This is a genomic window from Nitratireductor sp. OM-1 (assembly GCF_003296175.1).
Lineage (GTDB): Bacteria > Pseudomonadota > Alphaproteobacteria > Rhizobiales > Rhizobiaceae > Nitratireductor > Nitratireductor aquimarinus.
In genome coordinates, this window is the sequence record NZ_CP029208.1 from 2,354,775 (window position 1) to 2,374,677 (window position 19,903).

Consider the following 19,903-nt stretch of genomic DNA (forward strand, 5'->3'; position numbering starts at 1 on the left):
GACGTGACACGGAAACAGAAAAGACTGGCCGTCATCGCAGGCGCAATCGGTTTTCTGGGGCTCGCGACAGGGCTCACACTCTATGCGCTGGGCGAGCAGACGTCGTATTTCTATATGCCGGGCGACCTTGAAGAACGGCCGGTTGCGGCGGGTCAGCGCATACGTCTGGGCGGTCTTGTGGAGAAGGGCTCCATTCAGCGCGGCGACGACACATATGTGCGTTTTGCGGTCACGGATGGAACCGAATCCGTGGCGGTGCAGTATTCCGGCATTCTTCCGGACCTCTTCCGCGAAGAGCAGGGGGTTGTGACCGAAGGCGCCTTCGATCAGAACCGCAACTTCGTTGCTGATACGGTGCTTGCCAAGCACGATGAGAATTACATGCCGCGGGAAGTTGCAGACAGCCTGAAGGAAAAGGGCGTCTGGAAAGAAGATTGAACGCGGCTGATCCTTTACACTGAAGTTTCTCCGCAGACGGCTTGATTGGAGCGTACCGGATAATGAGCATCGAACTCGGTCATTTCGCCCTTGTCCTGGCCTTTGCTTTGGCGCTCGTCCAGATGTCGGTGCCGATCATTGGCGCGCAGCTCAGGAACGAAACGCTGATGCGGGTCGCGGAGCCTGCGGCGATCACCAGCTTCATGCTGGTCGCGTTGTCCTTCATGGCGCTGACCTCGGCCTATATCCAGTCGGATTTCTCGGTGCTGAATGTGTGGGAGAACTCGCATTCGGCCAAGCCGATGCTGTTCAAGATCACCGGCACCTGGGGCAACCATGAAGGCTCCATGCTGTTATGGGTTCTGATCCTCGTGTTCTTCGGTGCGCTGGTGGCATTCTTCGGCCGCAACCTGCCGCTTTCGCTGCGGGCCAATGTTCTTGGCGTGCAGGGGGCGATCAGCTGCGCATTCATCATTTTCATTCTGGCGACGTCGAATCCGTTTGCGCGGCTTGATCCGGCGCCGATTGAAGGCCGTGACCTCAACCCCATCCTTCAGGACATCGGGCTCGCCATCCATCCGCCGCTTCTCTATCTCGGCTATGTGGGCTTCTCGATTGCCTTTTCCTTCGCCATTGCGGCGCTGATCGAAGGCCGGCTCGATGCGGCCTGGGCGCGCTGGGTGCGTCCCTGGACGCTGGCCGCCTGGACCTTCCTGACGGGCGGCATCGCCATGGGCTCCTACTGGGCCTATTACGAGCTGGGCTGGGGCGGCTTCTGGTTCTGGGATCCGGTGGAAAACGCTTCGCTTCTGCCCTGGCTGGGCGGCACCGCGCTATTGCATTCCGCGCTGGTGATGGAGAAACGCTCCGCGCTCAAGATCTGGACCGTGCTGCTGGCGATCCTGACCTTCTCGCTTTCGCTGCTGGGGACGTTCCTCGTGCGCTCCGGCGTGCTGACGTCCGTCCACGCCTTCGCGACAGATCCTGCGCGCGGCGTGTTCATTCTGGGCATCCTTGTCCTGTTCATCGGCGGGTCGCTGGCGCTCTTTGCATGGCGCGCGGCGACGCTGACGTCGGGCGGGCTCTTTCAGCCCGTGTCGCGCGAAGGGGCGCTCGTTCTCAACAATCTGATCCTGACCACGGCGACGGCCACGGTCCTGATCGGCACGCTCTATCCGCTTCTGGTGGAGGCGGTGACAGGTGACAAGATCTCGGTCGGCGCGCCCTTCTTCAACCTGACATTCGGGCCGCTCATCCTTCCGCTGCTTGCAATCGTGCCCTTCGGCCCGCTGCTTGCCTGGAAGCGTGGTGATCTCTGGGCGGTCTCGCAGCGGCTCATCTGGGCCTTTGGCGGGGCGCTGGCGGTTGCACTTATGGCGCTGGTTCTGGTGGATCGCACTTCGGTTCTGGCTGCGCTGGGCATCGGCCTTGGCGCGTGGCTTGTGCTGGGGGCAATGACCGATCTCGTTATCAAGTCCGGTCTCGGCAAGGTTGCGCCTTCGGTTGCCTTCAGTCGCTTCAAGGGGCTGCCGCGTTCGGTGTTCGGCACGGCGCTTGCCCATGCGGGGCTTGGCCTCACCACCATCGGCATCGTGGCGGTAACCACGCTGGAGACGGAACGGATCGTCGCCATGGAGCCGGGCGAGGTCGTGGAAATCCACGGCTACAATCTGCGCTTCGACAGTTTCAGGCCCTTCACCGGACCGAACTACACCGAGGATCAGGCGCGCTTCGTTCTGACGCGCGTGACCGGCAGGCAGCTTGGCGAAATCGTTTCGTCGAAACGCTTCTACACGGCGCGTCAGATGCCGACCACGGAGGCGGGCATCCGCACGCTCGGCGTGAGCCAGCTCTATGTTTCGCTTGGCGACCAGACGCCCAACGGCAAGATTGTCGTGCGGATCTGGTGGAAGCCGATGGTGACGCTCATCTGGCTTGGCGCGCTCGTGATGATGATTGGCGGCACGGTGTCGCTGCTTGATCGCAGGCTGCGGATCGGAGCCCCGATGCCCCGCAAGAAAACCGCGCTGGCGCAGGGCGGGCAGGCATGATGCGCAAGCCAGTCAGCCTTCTGGCCGTGTCTGCGGCCGCACTCTTCCTGTCGCTGCAGCCGGTGGCGGCTGTGCAGCCCGACGAGGTGCTGGAAGATCCGGCACTGGAAGCGCGCGCCCGCGATCTGTCGACCGAACTGCGGTGCATGGTCTGTCAGAATCAGTCGATTGACGATTCCGATGCCGAACTGGCGCGTGATCTGCGCGTTCTGGTTCGTGATCGTCTTCAGGCGGGCGACAGCAATGAGGAAGTGCTCGACTATGTGGTCGACCGGTATGGCGAGTTCGTTCTTCTCAAACCGCGCTTCAGCTATCGCAATGCGCTCCTTTGGGGCGCACCGTTTCTCCTGCTGCTGATCGGCGGTGCGATCATTTATGCGAATGCCCGCCGTCGCGGGGCCAGCGCGGGTCAGCAGGCGCTGAGCGCCGAGGAGAAAGAGCGGCTTGACCGAATCTTGAACGAGCGTGATTGAGTTTTCGCTGCGTCAACCATTGCGTTGCGGGCGTTTCACCATAGCTTGAGCCTCTGGCTTCGGCCTGAAACCATCCGTTGAGGCACACGCAAAAGGCAGACGCATGACCGCGAAAACACTCAAGCTCGCTTTCCCCGGCCATTCAGGGGCTGAACTGGCCGCGCGTCTCGATCTGCCCAACGGCCCGGTTCGCGCCTATGCGCTGTTTGCCCACTGTTTTACCTGCTCCAAGGATTTGCTGGCGGCGCGCCGGATTGCCGCCGATCTGGCGCGCAGTGGCATTGCCGTCCTGCGGTTCGATTTTACCGGGCTCGGATCGAGCGAGGGCGAATTTGCCTCCACAAACTTCTCGACCAATCTCGGTGACCTTCTAAGCGCTGCCGAATTCCTGAAAGAGCATTATGAAGCGCCAAGCGTCCTGATCGGGCATTCGCTTGGCGGCGCTGCCGTGCTTTCGATTGCGGCGCGTCTTCCTTCCGTCAAGGCGGTCGTCACCATTGGCGCACCTTCCGACACGGCGCATGTTCTCAGGCATCTCGGGGCATCGCCGGAGAGCATCGAGGCGGAAGGCGAGGTCGATGTCACCCTCGGCGGCCGCCCGTTCCGCGTTCAGCATCAGTTTGTCGAGGATGTGCGCTCGCATGCCCTGCTTGATGCCGTGGCTGCGATGCACAAGCCGCTTCTGGTCATGCATGCGCCGCTGGATGAGATCGTCGGCATCGAGAACGCCACGCAGATCTTCCTCGCTGCCAAACACCCCAAGAGCTTCGTATCGCTGGACAGCGGCGATCATCTTCTGACGGGGCAAGAGGATGCCGCGTTTGCCGCAAGCGTCATGACCGGCTGGCTTTTGCGCTACATCTCCGGCGATGAGCCGCAGGGCGAGGCGCCCATCGAGCATGTCCGTGTCATGGAGTCGGGGCAGGGGAAATTTCAGAATGCAGTGCAGGCGGGTCGCCATCGGCTGTTTGCCGATGAGCCGGAAAGCTATGGCGGGATGGACAGCGGACCGTCGCCCTACGACTTCCTCTCCATCGCACTTGGCGCCTGCACGACCATGACGCTGCGCATGTATGCAGACCGCAAGAAACTCTCACTCGGCCGGATCAATGTGGACGTCTCGCATGCGAAGATTCACTCCAAAGATTGCGCTGACTGTTCCGAAGCGCTGAAGGCGCAGGGGAAGATAGACCGGTTTGAACGGGTCATCGATGTGGAGGGAGACATTTCGGAAGAGCTGCGCGACAAGCTGATAGAGATTGCCGGGAAATGCCCGGTTCACCGGACCCTGGAGAGCGTCGCACACGTGCATACGCGTGTCCGCGAGGGTGAAAGCATGACTGAGTAGGTGCAGCGAACATTACCAAAAATTCATCGGCTGGAAATGGCGCTGTAATGTTTGGGTCACTATCTCTGTCTTCGAAGACGGCGAGGCGCGCCGAAATGAAATGTTTTCAAGAGGATATCATTCCATGCATCAGAATGCTGACAACAACGCGACAAACAAGAGCGTTATCGGCAAGGGTCGCGGCCGGCTGATGGCCACGATTGCGTCTGTTGCGATTGCAGGTGCGGTTGGCCTTGGTGTCGTGACGAGCGGAACCGCGCCGGTGATGGCTGAGGCCGTTCGCCTCGAGCAGCCGGTTCAGGCTCCGAGCTTTGCCGACATCGTGGAAGAGGTTTCTCCCGCTGTCGTGAGCGTGCGCGTGAAGGCTGAAATCCAGACCACATCGGACCGTGGCGGCTCGTTCTTCGACATGCCGGGCTTCGAGGGAATGCCGGAAGGGCATCCGCTTGAGCGCTTCTTCCGCGAGTTCCGCGGCGAGCGTGGTGAGCGCGGCTATGAGAAGGACCGCCGTCCCGACCGTCGCCAGCGTGCACGTCCGGTCTCTCAGGGTTCCGGCTTCTTCATCTCCGAAGACGGTTATCTGGTGACCAACAACCACGTGGTGGAAGGTGGCAGCAGCTTCACCGTTGTGATGGATGACGGCACCGAGATCGACGCCAAGCTGGTCGGCACCGACCCGCGCACCGATCTTGCCGTGCTGAAGGTCGATGAAGAGCGCGAGTTCACCTATGTCGACTTCGCCGATGATGCGCAGGTGCGTGTTGGCGACTGGGTCGTGGCCGTTGGTAATCCGTTCGGTCTCGGCGGCACCGTGACGGCGGGCATCGTATCGGCGCGTGGTCGTGACATCGGCGCAGGTCCTTACGATGACTTCATCCAGATCGACGCTGCCGTGAATCGCGGCAACTCCGGTGGTCCGGCTTTCAACCTGACGGGTGAAGTCGTTGGCGTGAACACGGCAATCTTCTCGCCTTCGGGCGGCAATGTGGGCATTGCCTTCGCTATTCCCGCGTCCATCGCCAAACAGGTGGTCAAAGACCTGATCGACGACGGTACCGTGGAGCGCGGCTGGCTCGGTGTCCAGATTCAGCCCGTGACCAAGGATATCGCTGAATCGGTTGGCCTCGACGAGGAAAAGGGTGCGCTGATTGCCGACGCGCAGGCTGGTGAGCCTGCCGCCAAGGCTGGCATCCGCTCTGGCGACATCATCATCGCCGTAGAGGACAAGCCGGTCTCGTCGCCCAAGGAGCTTGCACGGCTTGTCGCCGGCTACGCCCCGGGCAATGACGTGGCGGTGACCGTGTGGCGCGACGGCAAGACCGAGAACCTCACGGTGACGCTTGCCGAAATGCCTGGCGTCAAAACAATGGCATCGGCAAGCGGTGGCGCGCAGCCGGATGCGGTGAACGCGCAGTTCGGCCTCAAGGTTACCCCGGCTGAAGATGGTGACGGTCTCGTTGTCACGGATGTCGAGCCCGGCAGCCCCGCCGATGATCGCGGCATTCGCGCCGGCGACATCATCCGCACCGTCAACTCTCAGGCGGTGAAGTCAGGCAAGGATGTCGAGGAAGCCGTTGCGGCTGCCGTTGAAGCCGGTCGCAAGGCCGTCCTGATCCAGATCCAGCGTGACGACGCAAGCCGTTTCGTTGCCCTGCCAACCGGCCAGGGCTGATCGCCTCACACAAGACCTCACATCTCCCCCGCAATCTTTGCGGGGGAGTTTGTCTTCTCTGAATTCGCTGGATCGGCAAACGGGGTATAACGGGCGTATGAAGATTCTTGTTATCGAAGACGACCGTGAAGCGGCGGACTATCTGAAGAACGCTTTTACCGAAGCCGGTCACACGGCAGACATCGCCCGCGATGGCGATACCGGTTTTTCCATGGCCGATACCGGCAGCTACGATGTTTTCGTCGTCGACCGGATGCTGCCGCGCCGTGACGGCCTGTCGATCATCACGGAACTGCGTGAAGGCGGCAATGATACCCCGGCGCTCATCCTTTCGGCACTTGGCGAGGTGGACGACCGTGTGACGGGTCTGCGCGCCGGTGGCGATGATTACCTCACCAAACCCTATGCCTTCTCCGAACTGCTCGCCCGCATCGAAGTGCTGCGCCGTCGCGCAGGCGCGAAAGATGTCGAGACCTCCTACCAGGTCGGCGATCTTGAACTCGACCGCCTGTCGCATACGGTGCGCCGCGCGGGGCAGGAGATCGTGCTCCAGCCGCGCGAGTTCCGTCTTCTCGAATACATGATGCGCCATGCCGGACAGGTGGTGACGCGCACCATGCTGCTCGAAAATGTCTGGGATTATCATTTTGACCCGCAGACCAACGTCATCGACGTGCATATCTCGCGCCTGCGCGGCAAGATCGAGAAGGGCTTTGACAAGCCGCTCCTTCATACGGTGCGCGGCGCCGGCTACATGCTGAAGGACTGATGGCGCGCATCCTTTCCATCCTCAACACGACGGCAGCGCGCCTCTCTGCGCTCTATCTCATCCTGTTTGCCGTCTGTGCCTCTTTCCTCGTCATCTACATGACGTCTCTGTCCGCCCGCATGCTGGTCGGGCAGACGCGCGATGCCATCAATGAAGAAGTGCGCGGCCTTGATCGCTCTTATCGGCGGGGTGGGCTGCCGCTACTTGTTCGCGTGATTGAGTCGCGCGCGCGCCAGCCGGGCGCAAATCTCTATCTGCTCGCAGACGCCAATGGCCGCATTCTCTCAGGCAATGTCGAAAGCCTCCAGCCGGGCGTTCTGGATGTGATGGGCTGGACAGAGCGCCCGTTCACCTACAGCCGTTTCGGTGAAGGCGAGGTGCGTCTGGACCCGAACGGGAGTGAAGCCAAACACAAGGCGGTGGCCGTTGTCTTTCGCCTGCCCAATCAGGTCATCGTAATGGTCGGGCGTGACCTGGGAGAGCCCGAAAAATTCCGCAGTGTGATGCAGCGCGCCCTTGTGGTGACGCTTGCAATCATGAGTGTCGGCGCGTTGCTGATCTGGTATTTCGTCGGCCGTCGCGCCCTGAAACGCATCGACCGCGTGTCTGAGGCAAGTCGCAGCATCATGGGTGGAGATCTGTCGCACCGGCTGCCGGTCTCCAGCGCAGGCGACGAGTTCGACCGTCTCTCCGACAATCTGAACAAGATGCTCGACCGCATCGCAGCCCTGAATGAAGGGTTGCGCCAGGTCTCCGACAACATCGCGCATGATCTGAAGACGCCCCTGACGAGACTGCGCAACCGGGCGGAAGCGGCACTCGCCGGCAAGCCGGAGACAGCGGATTACCGCGCCGCGCTTGAGCGCACGATTGCTGAATCCGACCAGCTCATCCGCACCTTCAATGCAATCCTGATGATCTCGCGCCTTGAGGCCGGCTATTCAGCCGAGGCGACCGGGATCATCGATCTGCGCGCGATCCTCGCCGATGTGGTCGAACTCTATGAGCCGCTGGCCGAGGAACAGGGCGTTGCGCTTGAAGCGCAGATCAACGGTGCGCTCGAAATGCCGGGCAACCGCGAGCTGATCGGACAGGCGCTCTCAAACATCGTCGACAATGCCATCAAATATTCCGCCGGTTCCGGCGAAAGCCCGGCAGTGAAGGTCTCTCTGGACAAGGTCGGCGACGAAATCCGCTTGACGGTTCGCGACAATGGCCCCGGCGTATCCGAGGCGGACCGGCAGCGCGTGACGGAGCGTTTCGTGCGGCTTGAGGAAAGCCGTACACAGCCGGGTTCCGGCCTCGGTCTCAGCCTTGCCAAGGCGGTGATGACATTCCATGGTGGTCGCCTCGAATTTGCCGACAATGCGCCCGGTCTCGCCGTCACGATGGTGTTTCCCGCGGAGCCGCCGAAACGGAAATCGGAAGCGATTTTCAAGAAGCGTGACGCCTCTGCCTGACGGGGGCGGACAAGCAAGAATGCCTGACTGAAGAGGGGACCGGAATGGGGCGTGATGCGGTTGCGGATGGGAGCCTGTGGTTCGGAGCGCCGGTCAAGGCGCTGACACCCGCCGACGCCGAGCAGGCTGCCGATGCGCTGGAAATGGTGCTTGAGGCCGCCCGTGACAATGAATGCCAACGGTTCGGCGATCTTCTTGCAGGCAAAACCGCGCTGACGGATTTTCTCGCGGCCGTGTTCGGGCTGTCGCCATTTCTGCGTGACTTCGCGCGCCGCAACCCTCAAGCGCTGGAAGCCCTGTTCGACACGCCGCTTGCCGCGCGGCTGGATGTTCTTTTCGAGGCAATCGAGCAGAGCGCCTTTGAAGAGGGGCAGAGCGAGAGCGGCCTCATGAAGGCCCTTCGCGATCTGAAGGCCGAGGCGCATTTCTTGATCGCGATTGCCCGCTTGGCAGATGCCGCCGATACGGCGCTCACCACCGAGCGGCTCAGCCTTCTTGCCGACAAATGCATCCGCGCCAGCGTCGACTTTCTTCTCCTTGATGCGGACCGGGCTGGAAAACTCAAACTGCCGGATCGCGCCGACCCCTCCAGCGGCAGTGGCTGGATCGTTCTGGGCATGGGCAAGCTTGGCGCAAATGAACTCAACTTCTCATCCGATATCGACCTGATCGTTCTGGTCGATCCGCACGCGCCCGCCATCCCCGAGCCCTATGAGGCTGTCGATCTGTTCGTACGGCTGACGCGCCGGCTGGTGCGGATCCTTCAGGACCGCACCGAGCATGGCTATGTCTTCCGCACCGATCTGCGGCTGCGGCCCGATCCCGGCTCCACGCCGCTTGCCATCCCGGTCGGAGCCGCCCTTCACTATTACGAGAGCCGCGGCCAGAACTGGGAACGCGCGGCCATGATCAAGGCGCGGCCGATTGCGGGCGATCTCGCAGGCGGCGAGAGCTTCCTCAAGGAGCTGCAGCCCTATGTCTGGCGCAAATATCTCGACTATGCGGCGATTGCAGATGTGCATTCCATCAAGCGCCAGATCCATGCACACAAGGGGCATGGCGAGGTCGCGGTCAAGGGCCACAACGTCAAGCTCGGGCGTGGCGGCATTCGCGAGATCGAGTTCTTCGTTCAGACTCAGCAGCTCATTGCCGGCGGGCGATTTCCGGAGCTGCGCGGGCGGCGTACGGTCACGATGCTGGCGGAGCTTGCCCGCTGCGGCTGGATCGATGATGAAGCGCGCGATGCGCTGACGCACCAGTACTGGTTCCTCAGGGATGTGGAACACGCCCTGCAGATGGTGGCTGACGAACAGACACACACATTGCCGGAAGACGATGACGAGCTGGAGCGCATCGCTCATATGCTGGGCTTTGACAGCGCCGGGTCGTTTGCGGAAACGTTCCGCGAAAGTCTGCGCCTCGTGGAGCAGCATTATGCGGACCTGTTCGAGACCGCGCCGCAGCTGTCGCGCGGCGTGGGTAATCTCGTCTTCACCGGCGATGTGGACGATCCGGGCACACTCGAAACGCTGAGCGAGTTGGGTTTCGAGCGGCCAAGCGACATGTGCCGTGTGATCCGTGGCTGGCACTATGGACGCTACCGCGCGACACAGTCTGCCGAGGCGCGCGAAAGGCTGACCGAGCTGACGCCGGCGCTTCTCGAGGCCTTTGGCGGCACAAGGCGCGCCGATGAGGCGTTGCTGCGCTTCGACACGTTCCTTGCGGGTCTTCCAGCCGGCATTCAGCTTTTCTCGCTGCTACAGTCCAACCCGGCGCTGCTCAACATGCTGGTCAGCATCATGGGAGCGGCCCCAAGGCTGGCGGCGATCATCACACGGCGTCCGCACGTGTTTGACGGTCTGCTCGATCCGGCGCTTCTCTCCGAACTGCCGGATCGCGCCTATCTCGCCGAGCGGCTGGACACGTTTCTGGCCGGAGCCCGGATTTTTGAGGAAATCCTCGACCGGCTGCGCATCTTCGCCGCCGAGCAGAAATTCCTGATCGGCATCCGGCTTCTCACCGGCGTCATTGATGCGTCCCGTGCGGGCAAGGCGTTTTCCGATCTCGCCGATCTTACTGTTGGCTCCGCGCTCGATGCGGTGATCGACAATTTTGCCGAACGCCATGGCCGCATCGCCGGCGGGCGCGCCGCCATTCTGGGCATGGGCAAGCTGGGTAGCCGTGAGTTGACCGCCGGTTCCGACATCGACCTGATCCTGCTTTACGATCACGATGCCGATGCGGATTATTCGGACGGGAAGAAGGAGCTTGCGCCGTCAGAATATTATGCGCGGCTCACCCAGAGGCTGATCGCCGCCGTTTCGGCCCCCACCGCAGAGGGCGTGCTTTACGAACTCGATCTGCGGCTTCGCCCGTCCGGCAACAAGGGGCCGGTCGCCACCAATATCGAGGCCTTCGCCCGTTACCAACGCAACGAGGCGTGGACATGGGAGCATATGGCGCTGACGCGTGCGCGCGCAGTCGCCGGCGACCCGTCGCTCATGGAACGCGTTGAAGGGGAGGTGGGCGAAATCCTCTCTCTGCCGCGCGATGCCGCGAAGATACGCGGCGAGGCGGCGGAAATGCGTCGCCTGCTCGAAGAGGAAAAGCCGGCCCGCGATATCTGGGATCTGAAGCTGGTTCCCGGCGGTTTGATCGATCTGGAATTCATCGCGCAGGTTGCGGCCCTGACCGGGAATATCGAGGAACAGGGCGAGGAGGCCACGGCAACCGGCGAGGTTCTGTCCGCGCTTTCAGAGGGCTTCTGTCCGCCGCAGGTCCGTCAGGAGCTGGTCGATGCGCATGCGCTCTACATGACGCTCACGCAGACCACGCGGCTTTGCCTCGAAGGCGGCTTTGACCCGGACGAAGCGCCGCCGGGCTTTGCCGATCTGCTTCTTCGTCAGACCGACCTGCCGGAACTGCCGGTTCTTGCCGCCCATGTGGAGGAAACCGCCGGCAGGGTGCGCCGGCATTTCGAGGCGCTCATCGGCGCGGTTGAACAGGATTAAGCGAACCAGCCTCTAACGACTGTCATCAGGCGGCCACGGCCGGCTTCTTGCGCTCGCCTGCCGGCAGGCGGACGGACACAATGGTGCCGACGCCTTCGGTCGAGCGGATTTTCAGCACACCGCCATGCAGCTCCGCCAGTGAGCGGGAGATGGCAAGCCCCAGCCCGGAGCCGGTATGGCTCTTGGAGAACTGGTTCTGCACCTGCTCGAAGGGCCGTCCGAGCTTTTTCAGCGCATCGCGCGGAATGCCGCAGCCCGAATCTTCGATGGTCAGCGTCACCGCCTGGCCAACCTTGCGCGCGCGCAGCGAGATGTGTCCGCCTTCGCCGGTGAACTTCACCGCGTTGGAGAGCAGGTTGATGACGATCTGCTTGATGGCGCGGCGGTCTGCGAAAACCTGCATGGTCTCCGGAATATCCATCTTCATGTCGATGGACTTCTCGGCTGCCTGCAGATCCACCACCCGCACCGTCTCGCGGATCAGCGGGCACAGGTCGATCTCCTCGCAATCGACGGAGAACTGGCCCGCCTCGATCTTCGACATGTCGAGAATGTCGTTGATCACGCCCAGCAGGTAGGAACCGCTGGAACAGATGTCCTGAACATATTCCGCATAGCGCTCGGAGCCGAGCGGGCCGAACATGCCCGACTGCATCACCTCGGAGAAACCGATGATGGCGTTGAGCGGCGTGCGCAGCTCATGGGACATGTTGGCCAGGAATTCCGATTTCGCGCGGTTGGCCGCCTCGGCGCGTTCGGTCTCGCGCATGTATTTGCGGTTCAGTTCGCTGAGCTCGCGGGTGCGCTCCTGCTCGGCGCGGCGCGCAAGGCTCAGATCGTGAATGGTCGCCATCAGGCGGCGTTCGCTGTCGACCAGCTTGCCCTGATGCTGCTTCAGCTGGGTAATGTCGGTGCCCACCGACACGGTGCCGCCATCGCGCGTCTTCAGCTCGGTGACCTGCAGCCAGCGTCCGTCTGCGAGCTGGCGCTCATAGGTCGCGCCATTGCCATTGCCGGAGGGGATGGCCAGCCTCCGCTCGGAGCGGAAAGCGGGCGCATGGGCCTCTATGTCGCGCCGGCGCGCGCCGGCCACGATCATGCTCTGGTCAACGCCCAGATCCTGCTTGTACTTCGTGTTGCACATGACGAGGCGCTCTGCGTAGTCCCATAGAACGAAGGATTCGCCGATGCTCTCGATTGCCGTGCGCAGCCGCTGGTCGGCCGCTTCCGTCTGCTGCACCAGCGTGCGCTGCTCGGTCACGTCCACGGCAATGCCGATCAGGTGCAGTTCGGGCGCGTTCGGGTCGACAACCTGCGCGCGGGCGCGCACCCAGACCCACTGGCCATCGGCGCGCTTCATCCGGAAAACCCGGTCCACATGGTCGATCTCGCGCGCCACGATGCGGTTGGCCAGATCGAACAGATCGCCATCCTCGGGGTGGATGATCTCCGCCACCTCGCCGAAGGAAAGCATGTCGTCGGTGGTCTCGTAGCCGAGCATCTCGAACATCGAACGCGACCAGAACATCTTGCCGCGCACCATGTCCCAGTCCCACAGGCCACACTTGCCGCGCACCATGGCCATGTCGACCCGTTGATGGGCTTCCATGTAGATGCGGTCGGCGGCCTGCGCCCGCGCGGCCTGGCTGAAATAGGCGTAGAGGATCACCATCAGGATCGCCGCTGTCAGCGCAAACAGCGTCACGTTCAGTGAGACGGAGCGCCGCCAGTCGGCAAAGAGCGCGTCATGCGAGGTCAGCGCAATCGCCGAGCCATCCTGTCCGGGCACATGCACGAGCGAGGCAAGCCAGCTCTCGCCGCCGATTTCCACGTTCATCACGCCGGCGCGTGCGCCGAACAGGAAGAGCGGCTGCCCGCCTGTCAGCACGGATTCCAGCGAACGGCCGACAAGGTCGGTCCCGTTGGGCGAGCTTGCGATCACGTCGAAACGGCTGTCGGTGATGGCCAGAACGCGCTGGTCTTCGGAACCCGCGCGGCGCATCGCTTCCTCGATCAGCATGCGGGCCTTGTGCGTCGGGTCGGCCTCGGTCGTGTCCACGGCCACGCTTGCGGCGAGCGAATCTGCGGCAAGCGCCAGCATGGTCCGCGCATCGCGTTCGATGTCGTCGCGCCAGGTGAACAGCGAGAGAAGGCGTGCTGCGGCCAGCACCAGCAGAAAGATGATGATCAGAATGGGGATCGAGCGGCGCAGATACGGTTCCACCGCCAGCAAACGCTCGTATGCCGGAGCAGCGATTATCTTGGCATTGCCAGCCAGTCCCATACGCCTTGCGCGTCGGGTTTTTGGCCCGGCAGCCATGCCCGCTATCAGGGGCAAAGCCCAACCCCCTGCCTTCGCCATCCGACGGGCTCCCTCGTTCCTCGGTTAAGTTCGGTGATTCGGCTCCGCCTGCTGCCGAATCATCCATAAGGAATCAAAGGTGATTCGCCTTGTCCAGATGTCATGGTAAAAAACTTATTAACGCGGCCCCTCAGGCCAGTGTCCTTTCAAGGATATCCGCAAGATCGCGCGACAGGTTTTTACGTCCCGCCATGTCGGCAAGAAGCGCGCGGGCATGTTCGCGCCGGCCCTTCTCGAGCGACCGCCACGAGCGGAATGCGGTGGCCAGCCTTGCCGCCACCTGCGGGTTCTGTCCGTCCAGCGCCAGCACCGTGTCGGCGACAAGGCGGTAGCCTTCGCCATCGGCGCTGTGAAAGGCCGTCTGGTTGGCCATGGAGAAGGTGCCGATCAGCGCCCGGACGCGGTTGGGATTGGCGAGCGAGAAATGCGGATGCTCCATCAGCGACCGCACCAGCGATACGGCCCCTTCGGAGGGGATCATGGCCTGGATCTGAAGCCATTTGTCGAGCACCAGCGGCGTGTCGCGATAGCGTTCCTCGAAGGCCGCAAGAGCAGCCCTGCCATCCTCCGTGTCGTGGAAATACTGCGCCAGAATGGTCAGCGCGCCGGCGCGCTCGGTCATGTTGTCGGCATCGTCGAACTGCCGGCGTGCGGCCTGAGGATTCCCTTCGCCGAGCACCAGATATTCCAGCAGCGTGTTGCGCAGGGCGCGGCGTCCGGCGCTGCGGGCGTCGGGCGAGAAGGGGGCGTTGTCATGCAGTCCCTCATAGAGGTCGCCAAACGTCTCCCGTCCTGCCCGCGCAATGGTCTCCAGCAGTGCCCTGCGGGCCGTGTGGATGGCGTCCGGATCGATGTCATGACCGATTTCACGCGCCACGTCGGCCTCGCTGGGCAGGGTCAGAACCAGTGCGCGGAAGGCCTCTTCCAGCGTTGCATCGGCAGCCAGATCCAGCGCCAGCTGCACGAGATCGTCGGCGAAGGCCGGCTCCTTGCCGCCGCGCACGGCCTTGCTTGCTGCAATCAGCGTGTCGGTGAAGAGCGTCGTGAGCGCCTGCCAGCGCGAGAACGGGTCGCTGTCATGGCGGGCCAGGAACAGCCGGTCGGCGGTTCTGGCCTCGCTGCAGAGCGTCACCGGCGCTGAGAATCCACGGTTGACCGAGAACACTGGCCGCGCATTTACGCCTTTGAAAACAATCGTATGCCGGCGCTTGCGCAGGTGAATGACGCCGTTTTCCACCACCGCGCCCTCAGCGCTTTCATAGGCGAGATCTTCACCTTCCGGCCCGACAAGGCCAAAGGCAAGGGGGATGTGCATCAGCCGCTTGCGGCTTTCAGAAGGTGTTGGCGGAACGGACTGCTCGATCTCCACCGTCAGCGTCTTCGCCTCGGCGTCATAGCGCGAGGAGAGCGCCACATTCGGGGTTCCTGCCTGATGATACCAGAGCGCGAACTGGGTGAGGTCGCGGCCCGAGGCATCCTCGAAGGCTTTTAGAAAATCCTCAATTGTCACGGCCTGCCCGTCATGCCGCTCGAAATAGAGGTCCATGCCGGCGCGGAACGCCTCTTCACCCAGAATGGTACGCAGCATGCGCACCACTTCCGAGCCCTTTTCGTAGACGGTCGCCGTGTAGAAATTGTTGATCTCGCGATAGCGCCGCGGCCGCACCGGATGGGCCAGCGGTCCCTGATCCTCGGGGAACTGATGCGCCCGGAGCGCGCGCACCTCGCCGATGCGCTTGACCGCGCGCGATCGCTCGTCGGCAGAGAATTCATGGTCGCGGAAAACCGTCAGACCCTCCTTCAGGCAGAGCTGGAACCAGTCCCGGCAAGTGATTCTGTTGCCTGTCCAATTGTGGAAATACTCATGCGCGATGATCGCCTCGATATTGGCGAAATCGACATCCGTGGCGGTCTCCGCATCGGCCAGAACATATTTGTCGTTGAAGACGTTGAGACCCTTGTTCTCCATCGCCCCCATGTTGAAATCCGACACGGCCACGATGTTGAACACATCGAGATCGTATTCCCGGCCGAAGCGCTCTTCGTCCCAGCGCATGGAGCGCTTGAGCGCGTCCATCGCGTAGGCGGCGCGCTCTTCCTTGCCGTGCTCCACATAGATGCCGAGCGAGACTTCGCGTCCCGACGCGGTGGTGAAGCTGTCCGTCACCACGCCAAGGTCGCCCGCCACCAGCGCAAACAGGTAGGAGGGTTTCGGGAACGGATCGTGCCAGACGGCAAAGTGCCTGCCATTCTCAAGCGCGCCGCTCTCGACCGGGTTGCCGTTCGACAGAAGCAGGGGCGCAGCCTTGCGGTCGGCTTCCATCCGCACCGTGTAGACCGACAGGATGTCAGGCCGGTCGAGGAAATAGGTGATCCGGCGAAACCCCTCGGCCTCGCACTGCGTGCAGAAGACGCCGCTTGAGACATAAAGCCCCATCAGTGTCGTGTTGCTCGAAGGCAGGACCCGCGTGACGATGGTCAGCTCGAATTCCCGCTCCTCGGGGAGTTTCCGGATCGTCAGCTTGTCGGGCGTCGCCTCGTAGCTTGAGACGGGCGCATCGACTCCGTTGATTCTCAGCGCTTCCAGCGTCAGCGCATCGCCATCAAGTTCCAGCGGCGCATTGTCCGGCGCATTCTCGGCCCGTTCCACCCGGAGCCGCGCCGTCACCAGCGTTTCGTCAGCGTCCAGCGCGAAATCGAGCGCAATCCCGGGGATGAGATAGGCGCTGGGTTTGTAGTCTTCGAGACGAAAAATCTGGCCGCTTTCTGTACGCATCTTCACTCTTTCCATGACTTGTGGCGCAGTGCGGGAAAATCCGCGTCCGCCTGGCCCAACAAAATCGGATTGCGGCTCTTTACACAACCATCCGGCTCGACAAAACTAAGGCATCAAACGTCGCTCGACTGTTTCCAGCCAGCTCACCGAACATCGGCCAGGAATTTTTGGCCAGAAGGGATTCCGCATGACTGTGATGACGCCGAAATTCGGCATGGGGGCTTCGGTCCGCCGCAAGGAGGATGCGGCTTTCATCACGGGCCGGGGACACTATACAGACGATTTCCTGCCCGAGGGTACGCTGCATCTCTATGTGCTGCGCTCGCCCGTCGCCAAGGCAACCTTCACCATTTCCTCGATTGAGGAAGCGCAGGCGTCGCCGGGCGTTCATCTGGTGCTGACCGGCGCCGATGTGGCGCATCTCAAGGATCTGCGCTCCGGCGCGATGCAGAAGCAGCCCGATGGAACACGTGCACCGACGCGTGACATTCCGATCCTCTGCCGCGACCGCGTGCAGTATGTCGGTGATGCCGTGGCGCTCGTGGTGGCCGACAGCCGCGCCCAGGCGCAGGACGCCGCAGAACTGATCGATATCGATTTCGACGATGAAGAGGCGATTGCGGCAACCGCCGAAGCGCTTTCGGAAGACGCGCCGCTCGTCTGGCCGGAACTCGGATCAAACCGCGCCTTCCTTTACCATGTGGGTGACAAGGAAAAGTCCGACGCCGCCTTCGCCAAAGCCGACCATGTGTCGCGCATCGAGTTCGTCAACAACCGTCTGGTCTGCAATTACATGGAGCCGCGCGCGGCGCTGGCCGAATGGCGCGACGACGAAAACCGCTATGTGCTGACAACCGGCTCGCAGGGCGTGCACTCCATGCGCGGCATTCTGTGCAAGACGTTCGGCATCGAGCCGGAAAATCTCCGGGTCATCACGCCGGATGTGGGCGGCGGTTTCGGCCCGAAAACCTTCGTCTACCGCGAATACGCCATGGTGATGGAAGCCGCGAAGCGCCTTGGCCGTCCGGTCAAGTGGACGGGCGACCGCAACGAGCATTTCATGACCGACGCGCAGGGGCGCGACAATGTCGTGACCGCTGAAATGGCGATGGATTCAGAAGGCCGTTTCCTTGGTCTTCGCGTGGATCTCACGGCCAATATGGGCGCGTATATCTCGCAATATGGACCGTTCATCCCGTTCGTTGGCGTGTCCATGTCGACGGGCGTCTACGACATTCAGGCGCTCGATGTAACGATCAACGGCGTCTACACCAACACCTGCCCGGTGGATGCCTATCGTGGCGCAGGGCGTCCGGAAGCAGCCTTCCTTCTGGAGAAGCTGGTGGATGTCTGCGCCCGCGATCTCGACATGGGACGCGAGGAGATCCGCCGCCGCAATTTCATCAGGCCCGAGCAGTTCCCCTATCGCACCCAGACCGGCCGTCTCTACGATGTCGGTGAGTTCGAAGGGCACATGAACAAATGCATGGAGAATGCGGGCTGGAGCACGTTCGATGAGCGGGCGGAGCTGTCGCGCCAAAACGGAAAGCTGCGCGGCATCGGCATGGCCACCTATATCGAGGCCTGCGCCTTCGCAGGCTCCGAGCCGGCCCATGTAAAGCTCAATGACGATGGCACGGTCACGCTTCTGATCGGCACCCAGTCCAACGGGCAGGGGCACGCCACGGCCTATGCGCAGTTCGTGGCCGACAAGCTCAATCTCGACATCGACAAGATCACTGTGCGCCAGGGCGACACGGATGAGCTGGCGTCGGGCGGTGGCACGGGCGGTTCGCGCTCCATTCCGCTGGGCGGCGTCTCCGCCGCGCGCGCCGGTGAAGACCTCGCCGAGAAAATCCGCAAGCTGGCGGCCGACGAACTGGAAGCGTCCGTCGACGATATCGAGCTTTCAGGCGGGGCGGCGCGCATCGTCGGTACGGACCGCGCGGTCGGTTTCGCAGCCATCGCAAAGGCCGCCAAGGCTCCCGAGGATGTCGAAGGGTTCGGCGAGTTCGTGCAGGAAGAGGCGACCTATCCGAACGGCACCCATATCTGCGAGGTCGAGATCGACCCGGATACGGGCCGCACGGAGGTGCTCGATTACTGGATCGTCGATGATTTTGGCGCAACGGTAAACCCGATCCTGCTGGCCGGCCAAGTGCATGGCGGCGTTGCCCAGGGGCTCGGACAGGCGCTGACGGAAGACACCGTCTATGGCGAAGACGGCCAGCTCATCACGGCCAGCTTCATGGATTACGCCATGCCGCGCGCCGATGATCTGCCGTTCATCCATTTCGAGACGCGCAACGTGCCGTCCACCACCAATGCCATGGGCATCAAGGGGGCGGGCGAGGCCGGCACCATCGGCGCAACGCCGGCGGTTCTGAACGCAGTCACGGACGCGCTCTACCGCGCCCACGGCATCGACCATATCGACATGCCGACCACGCCATCGCGCGTCTGGGAGGCTATCCGCATGGCCCGGGAGGCAGACGCGGCATGAGGCAGGCCTGCGCATACGCCCTGGAATGCTCTCCCATCCCCAGAAGCTGCTTTTCAGGATTTTAGAGAATGCCTGCTGTGACCGAACTCGGCGCCGAACGCCAGCCACTCATCGGCATCGCGCTGAAAGTCATCTCGGTCTCCATCTTCGTCGTCATGTCCTCGCTGATCAAATCGGCGGGGACCGTGCCGTCCGGACAGATCGTCTTCTATCGCTCCTTCTTCGCGATCTTCCCGATCCTCGCCATGCTCGCCTGGCGCAAGGAGCTGTCGACCGCCTTTCGCACCACGCACCCCGTCAGCCACATCATGCGTGGTCTTGTCGGCGTGACCTCCATGGGGCTCGGCTTCTTTGCGCTCACGCGCCTGCCGCTGCCTGACGCGATCACCCTCAATTATGCGCAGCCGCTCATCGTGGTGGTGTTCTCGGCCATCTTCATGGGCGAGATCGTGCGCGTCTATCGCTGGAGCGCCGTGGCCGTCGGCTTTATCGGCGTCATCATCATCGCGTGGCCGAAACTCACCCTTTTGACCGGGGATGCCGGTCTTGAGGCCGCGCAGGCGGTGGGCGTCATCGCGGCTCTTTGCGCAGCGACGGGCTCTGCCGTCGCCATGCTTCTCGTCCGTCGGCTGGTGCAGACGGAAAAGACCGCCACCATTGTTCTCTGGTTTTCCGTCACGGCCACGGTGCTGGCGCTCTTCACCATCCCCTTCGGCTGGGCAGACCTGACGCGTGATCAGTATCTGGCCCTTGCAGGGGCGGGCGTGTGCGGTGGCGTCGCGCAGATCCTCATGACGGAGTGCTACCGCCATGCGGAGCTCTCCACCATCGCGCCGTTCGAATACACCTCAATGCTGCTTGCCATCATCATCGGCTATTTCGCCTTTGGCGATGTGCCGACCATCTACACGCTGGTCGGCGGCACCATCGTCATCAGCGCCGGTCTGTTCATCATCTGGCGCGAGCGCAGGCTTGGCCTCCGGCGCGTTGCCGCGCGCCGCTTCGTGCCGCCGGCCTCCTGAAGGCCGGCGCAGCCGCGC

General features: G+C 62.6%; 12 protein-coding genes. 10 read left to right on the forward strand and 2 right to left on the reverse strand.

What is annotated here, in order from left to right:
* Positions 1-3 precede the first annotated feature (3 nt).
* From ccmE to DEJ54_RS11125, 8 genes are all read left to right on the forward strand, one after another.
* Positions 4-438: a cytochrome c maturation protein CcmE gene (ccmE, locus tag DEJ54_RS11090; protein WP_113154616.1), complete on the forward strand. Its 435-nt coding sequence runs from the start codon at positions 4-6 to the stop codon at positions 436-438.
* A gap of 62 nt (positions 439-500) precedes the next feature.
* Positions 501-2,489, forward strand: a complete 1,989-nt coding sequence (locus DEJ54_RS11095; protein WP_113154617.1) for a heme lyase CcmF/NrfE family subunit — start codon at positions 501-503, stop codon at positions 2,487-2,489.
* Positions 2,486-2,962, forward strand: coding sequence for a cytochrome c-type biogenesis protein (locus DEJ54_RS11100; RefSeq protein ID WP_162742258.1), 477 nt, complete (start codon positions 2,486-2,488; stop codon positions 2,960-2,962). The genes DEJ54_RS11095 and DEJ54_RS11100 overlap by 4 nt, the downstream gene beginning before the upstream one ends.
* A 103-nt stretch (positions 2,963-3,065) precedes the next feature.
* Positions 3,066-4,310, forward strand: coding sequence for a bifunctional alpha/beta hydrolase/OsmC family protein (locus DEJ54_RS11105; protein WP_113154618.1), 1,245 nt, complete (start codon positions 3,066-3,068; stop codon positions 4,308-4,310).
* A 124-nt stretch (positions 4,311-4,434) separates the two neighbouring features.
* Positions 4,435-5,982 (forward strand): Do family serine endopeptidase, encoded by a 1,548-nt coding sequence (locus DEJ54_RS11110; protein WP_113154619.1) that lies wholly within the window; start codon positions 4,435-4,437, stop codon positions 5,980-5,982.
* Positions 5,983-6,079: 97 nt separating this feature from the next.
* Positions 6,080-6,751, forward strand: coding sequence for a response regulator transcription factor (locus DEJ54_RS11115; RefSeq protein WP_113154620.1), 672 nt, complete (start codon positions 6,080-6,082; stop codon positions 6,749-6,751).
* A complete protein-coding gene (locus DEJ54_RS11120) occupies positions 6,751-8,211 on the forward strand; it encodes a HAMP domain-containing sensor histidine kinase (RefSeq protein ID WP_204360794.1) in 1,461 nt (486 codons plus the stop codon). The genes DEJ54_RS11115 and DEJ54_RS11120 overlap by 1 nt, the downstream gene beginning before the upstream one ends.
* A 44-nt stretch (positions 8,212-8,255) precedes the next feature.
* A complete protein-coding gene (locus DEJ54_RS11125; RefSeq protein ID WP_113154622.1) occupies positions 8,256-11,222 on the forward strand; it encodes a bifunctional [glutamine synthetase] adenylyltransferase/[glutamine synthetase]-adenylyl-L-tyrosine phosphorylase in 2,967 nt (988 codons plus the stop codon).
* 25 nt (positions 11,223-11,247) lie between these two features.
* Here DEJ54_RS11125 and DEJ54_RS11130 read toward each other — a convergent pair whose 3' ends face one another.
* Positions 11,248-13,584, reverse strand: coding sequence for a PAS domain-containing sensor histidine kinase (locus DEJ54_RS11130; protein ID WP_162742259.1), 2,337 nt, complete (start codon positions 13,582-13,584; stop codon positions 11,248-11,250).
* A gap of 130 nt (positions 13,585-13,714) precedes the next feature.
* Positions 13,715-16,360 (reverse strand): aminopeptidase N, encoded by a 2,646-nt coding sequence (gene pepN, locus DEJ54_RS11135; protein WP_113154624.1) that lies wholly within the window; start codon positions 16,358-16,360, stop codon positions 13,715-13,717.
* Between the two features lie 187 nt (positions 16,361-16,547).
* Between pepN and DEJ54_RS11140 the strand changes: the two genes are divergently transcribed.
* Both DEJ54_RS11140 and DEJ54_RS11145 read left to right on the forward strand, forming a co-directional pair.
* On the forward strand, positions 16,548-18,863 hold the full coding sequence (locus DEJ54_RS11140) for a xanthine dehydrogenase family protein molybdopterin-binding subunit (protein WP_113154625.1): 2,316 nt from the start codon (positions 16,548-16,550) through the stop codon (positions 18,861-18,863).
* Between the two features lie 68 nt (positions 18,864-18,931).
* Entirely contained in the window at positions 18,932-19,885 is a 954-nt protein-coding gene (locus tag DEJ54_RS11145) for a DMT family transporter (protein ID WP_113154626.1), read from the forward strand.
* Positions 19,886-19,903: the final 18 nt, after the last annotated feature.

Coding starts and splice junctions, on each gene's coding strand:
- DEJ54_RS11140 (WP_113154625.1), top strand. CDS start 16,548: ATGACTGTGATGACGCCGAAATTCGGCATGGGGGCTTCGGTCCGCCGC.
- DEJ54_RS11115 (WP_113154620.1), top strand. CDS start 6,080: ATGAAGATTCTTGTTATCGAAGACGACCGTGAAGCGGCGGACTATCTG.
- DEJ54_RS11145 (WP_113154626.1), top strand. CDS start 18,932: ATGCCTGCTGTGACCGAACTCGGCGCCGAACGCCAGCCACTCATCGGC.
- DEJ54_RS11095 (WP_113154617.1), top strand. CDS start 501: ATGAGCATCGAACTCGGTCATTTCGCCCTTGTCCTGGCCTTTGCTTTG.
- DEJ54_RS11100 (WP_162742258.1), top strand. CDS start 2,486: ATGATGCGCAAGCCAGTCAGCCTTCTGGCCGTGTCTGCGGCCGCACTC.
- DEJ54_RS11105 (WP_113154618.1), top strand. CDS start 3,066: ATGACCGCGAAAACACTCAAGCTCGCTTTCCCCGGCCATTCAGGGGCT.
- DEJ54_RS11110 (WP_113154619.1), top strand. CDS start 4,435: ATGCATCAGAATGCTGACAACAACGCGACAAACAAGAGCGTTATCGGC.
- DEJ54_RS11125 (WP_113154622.1), top strand. CDS start 8,256: ATGGGGCGTGATGCGGTTGCGGATGGGAGCCTGTGGTTCGGAGCGCCG.
- DEJ54_RS11120 (WP_204360794.1), top strand. CDS start 6,751: ATGGCGCGCATCCTTTCCATCCTCAACACGACGGCAGCGCGCCTCTCT.
- pepN (WP_113154624.1), bottom strand. CDS start 16,360: ATGCGTACAGAAAGCGGCCAGATTTTTCGTCTCGAAGACTACAAACCC.
- DEJ54_RS11130 (WP_162742259.1), bottom strand. CDS start 13,584: ATGGCGAAGGCAGGGGGTTGGGCTTTGCCCCTGATAGCGGGCATGGCT.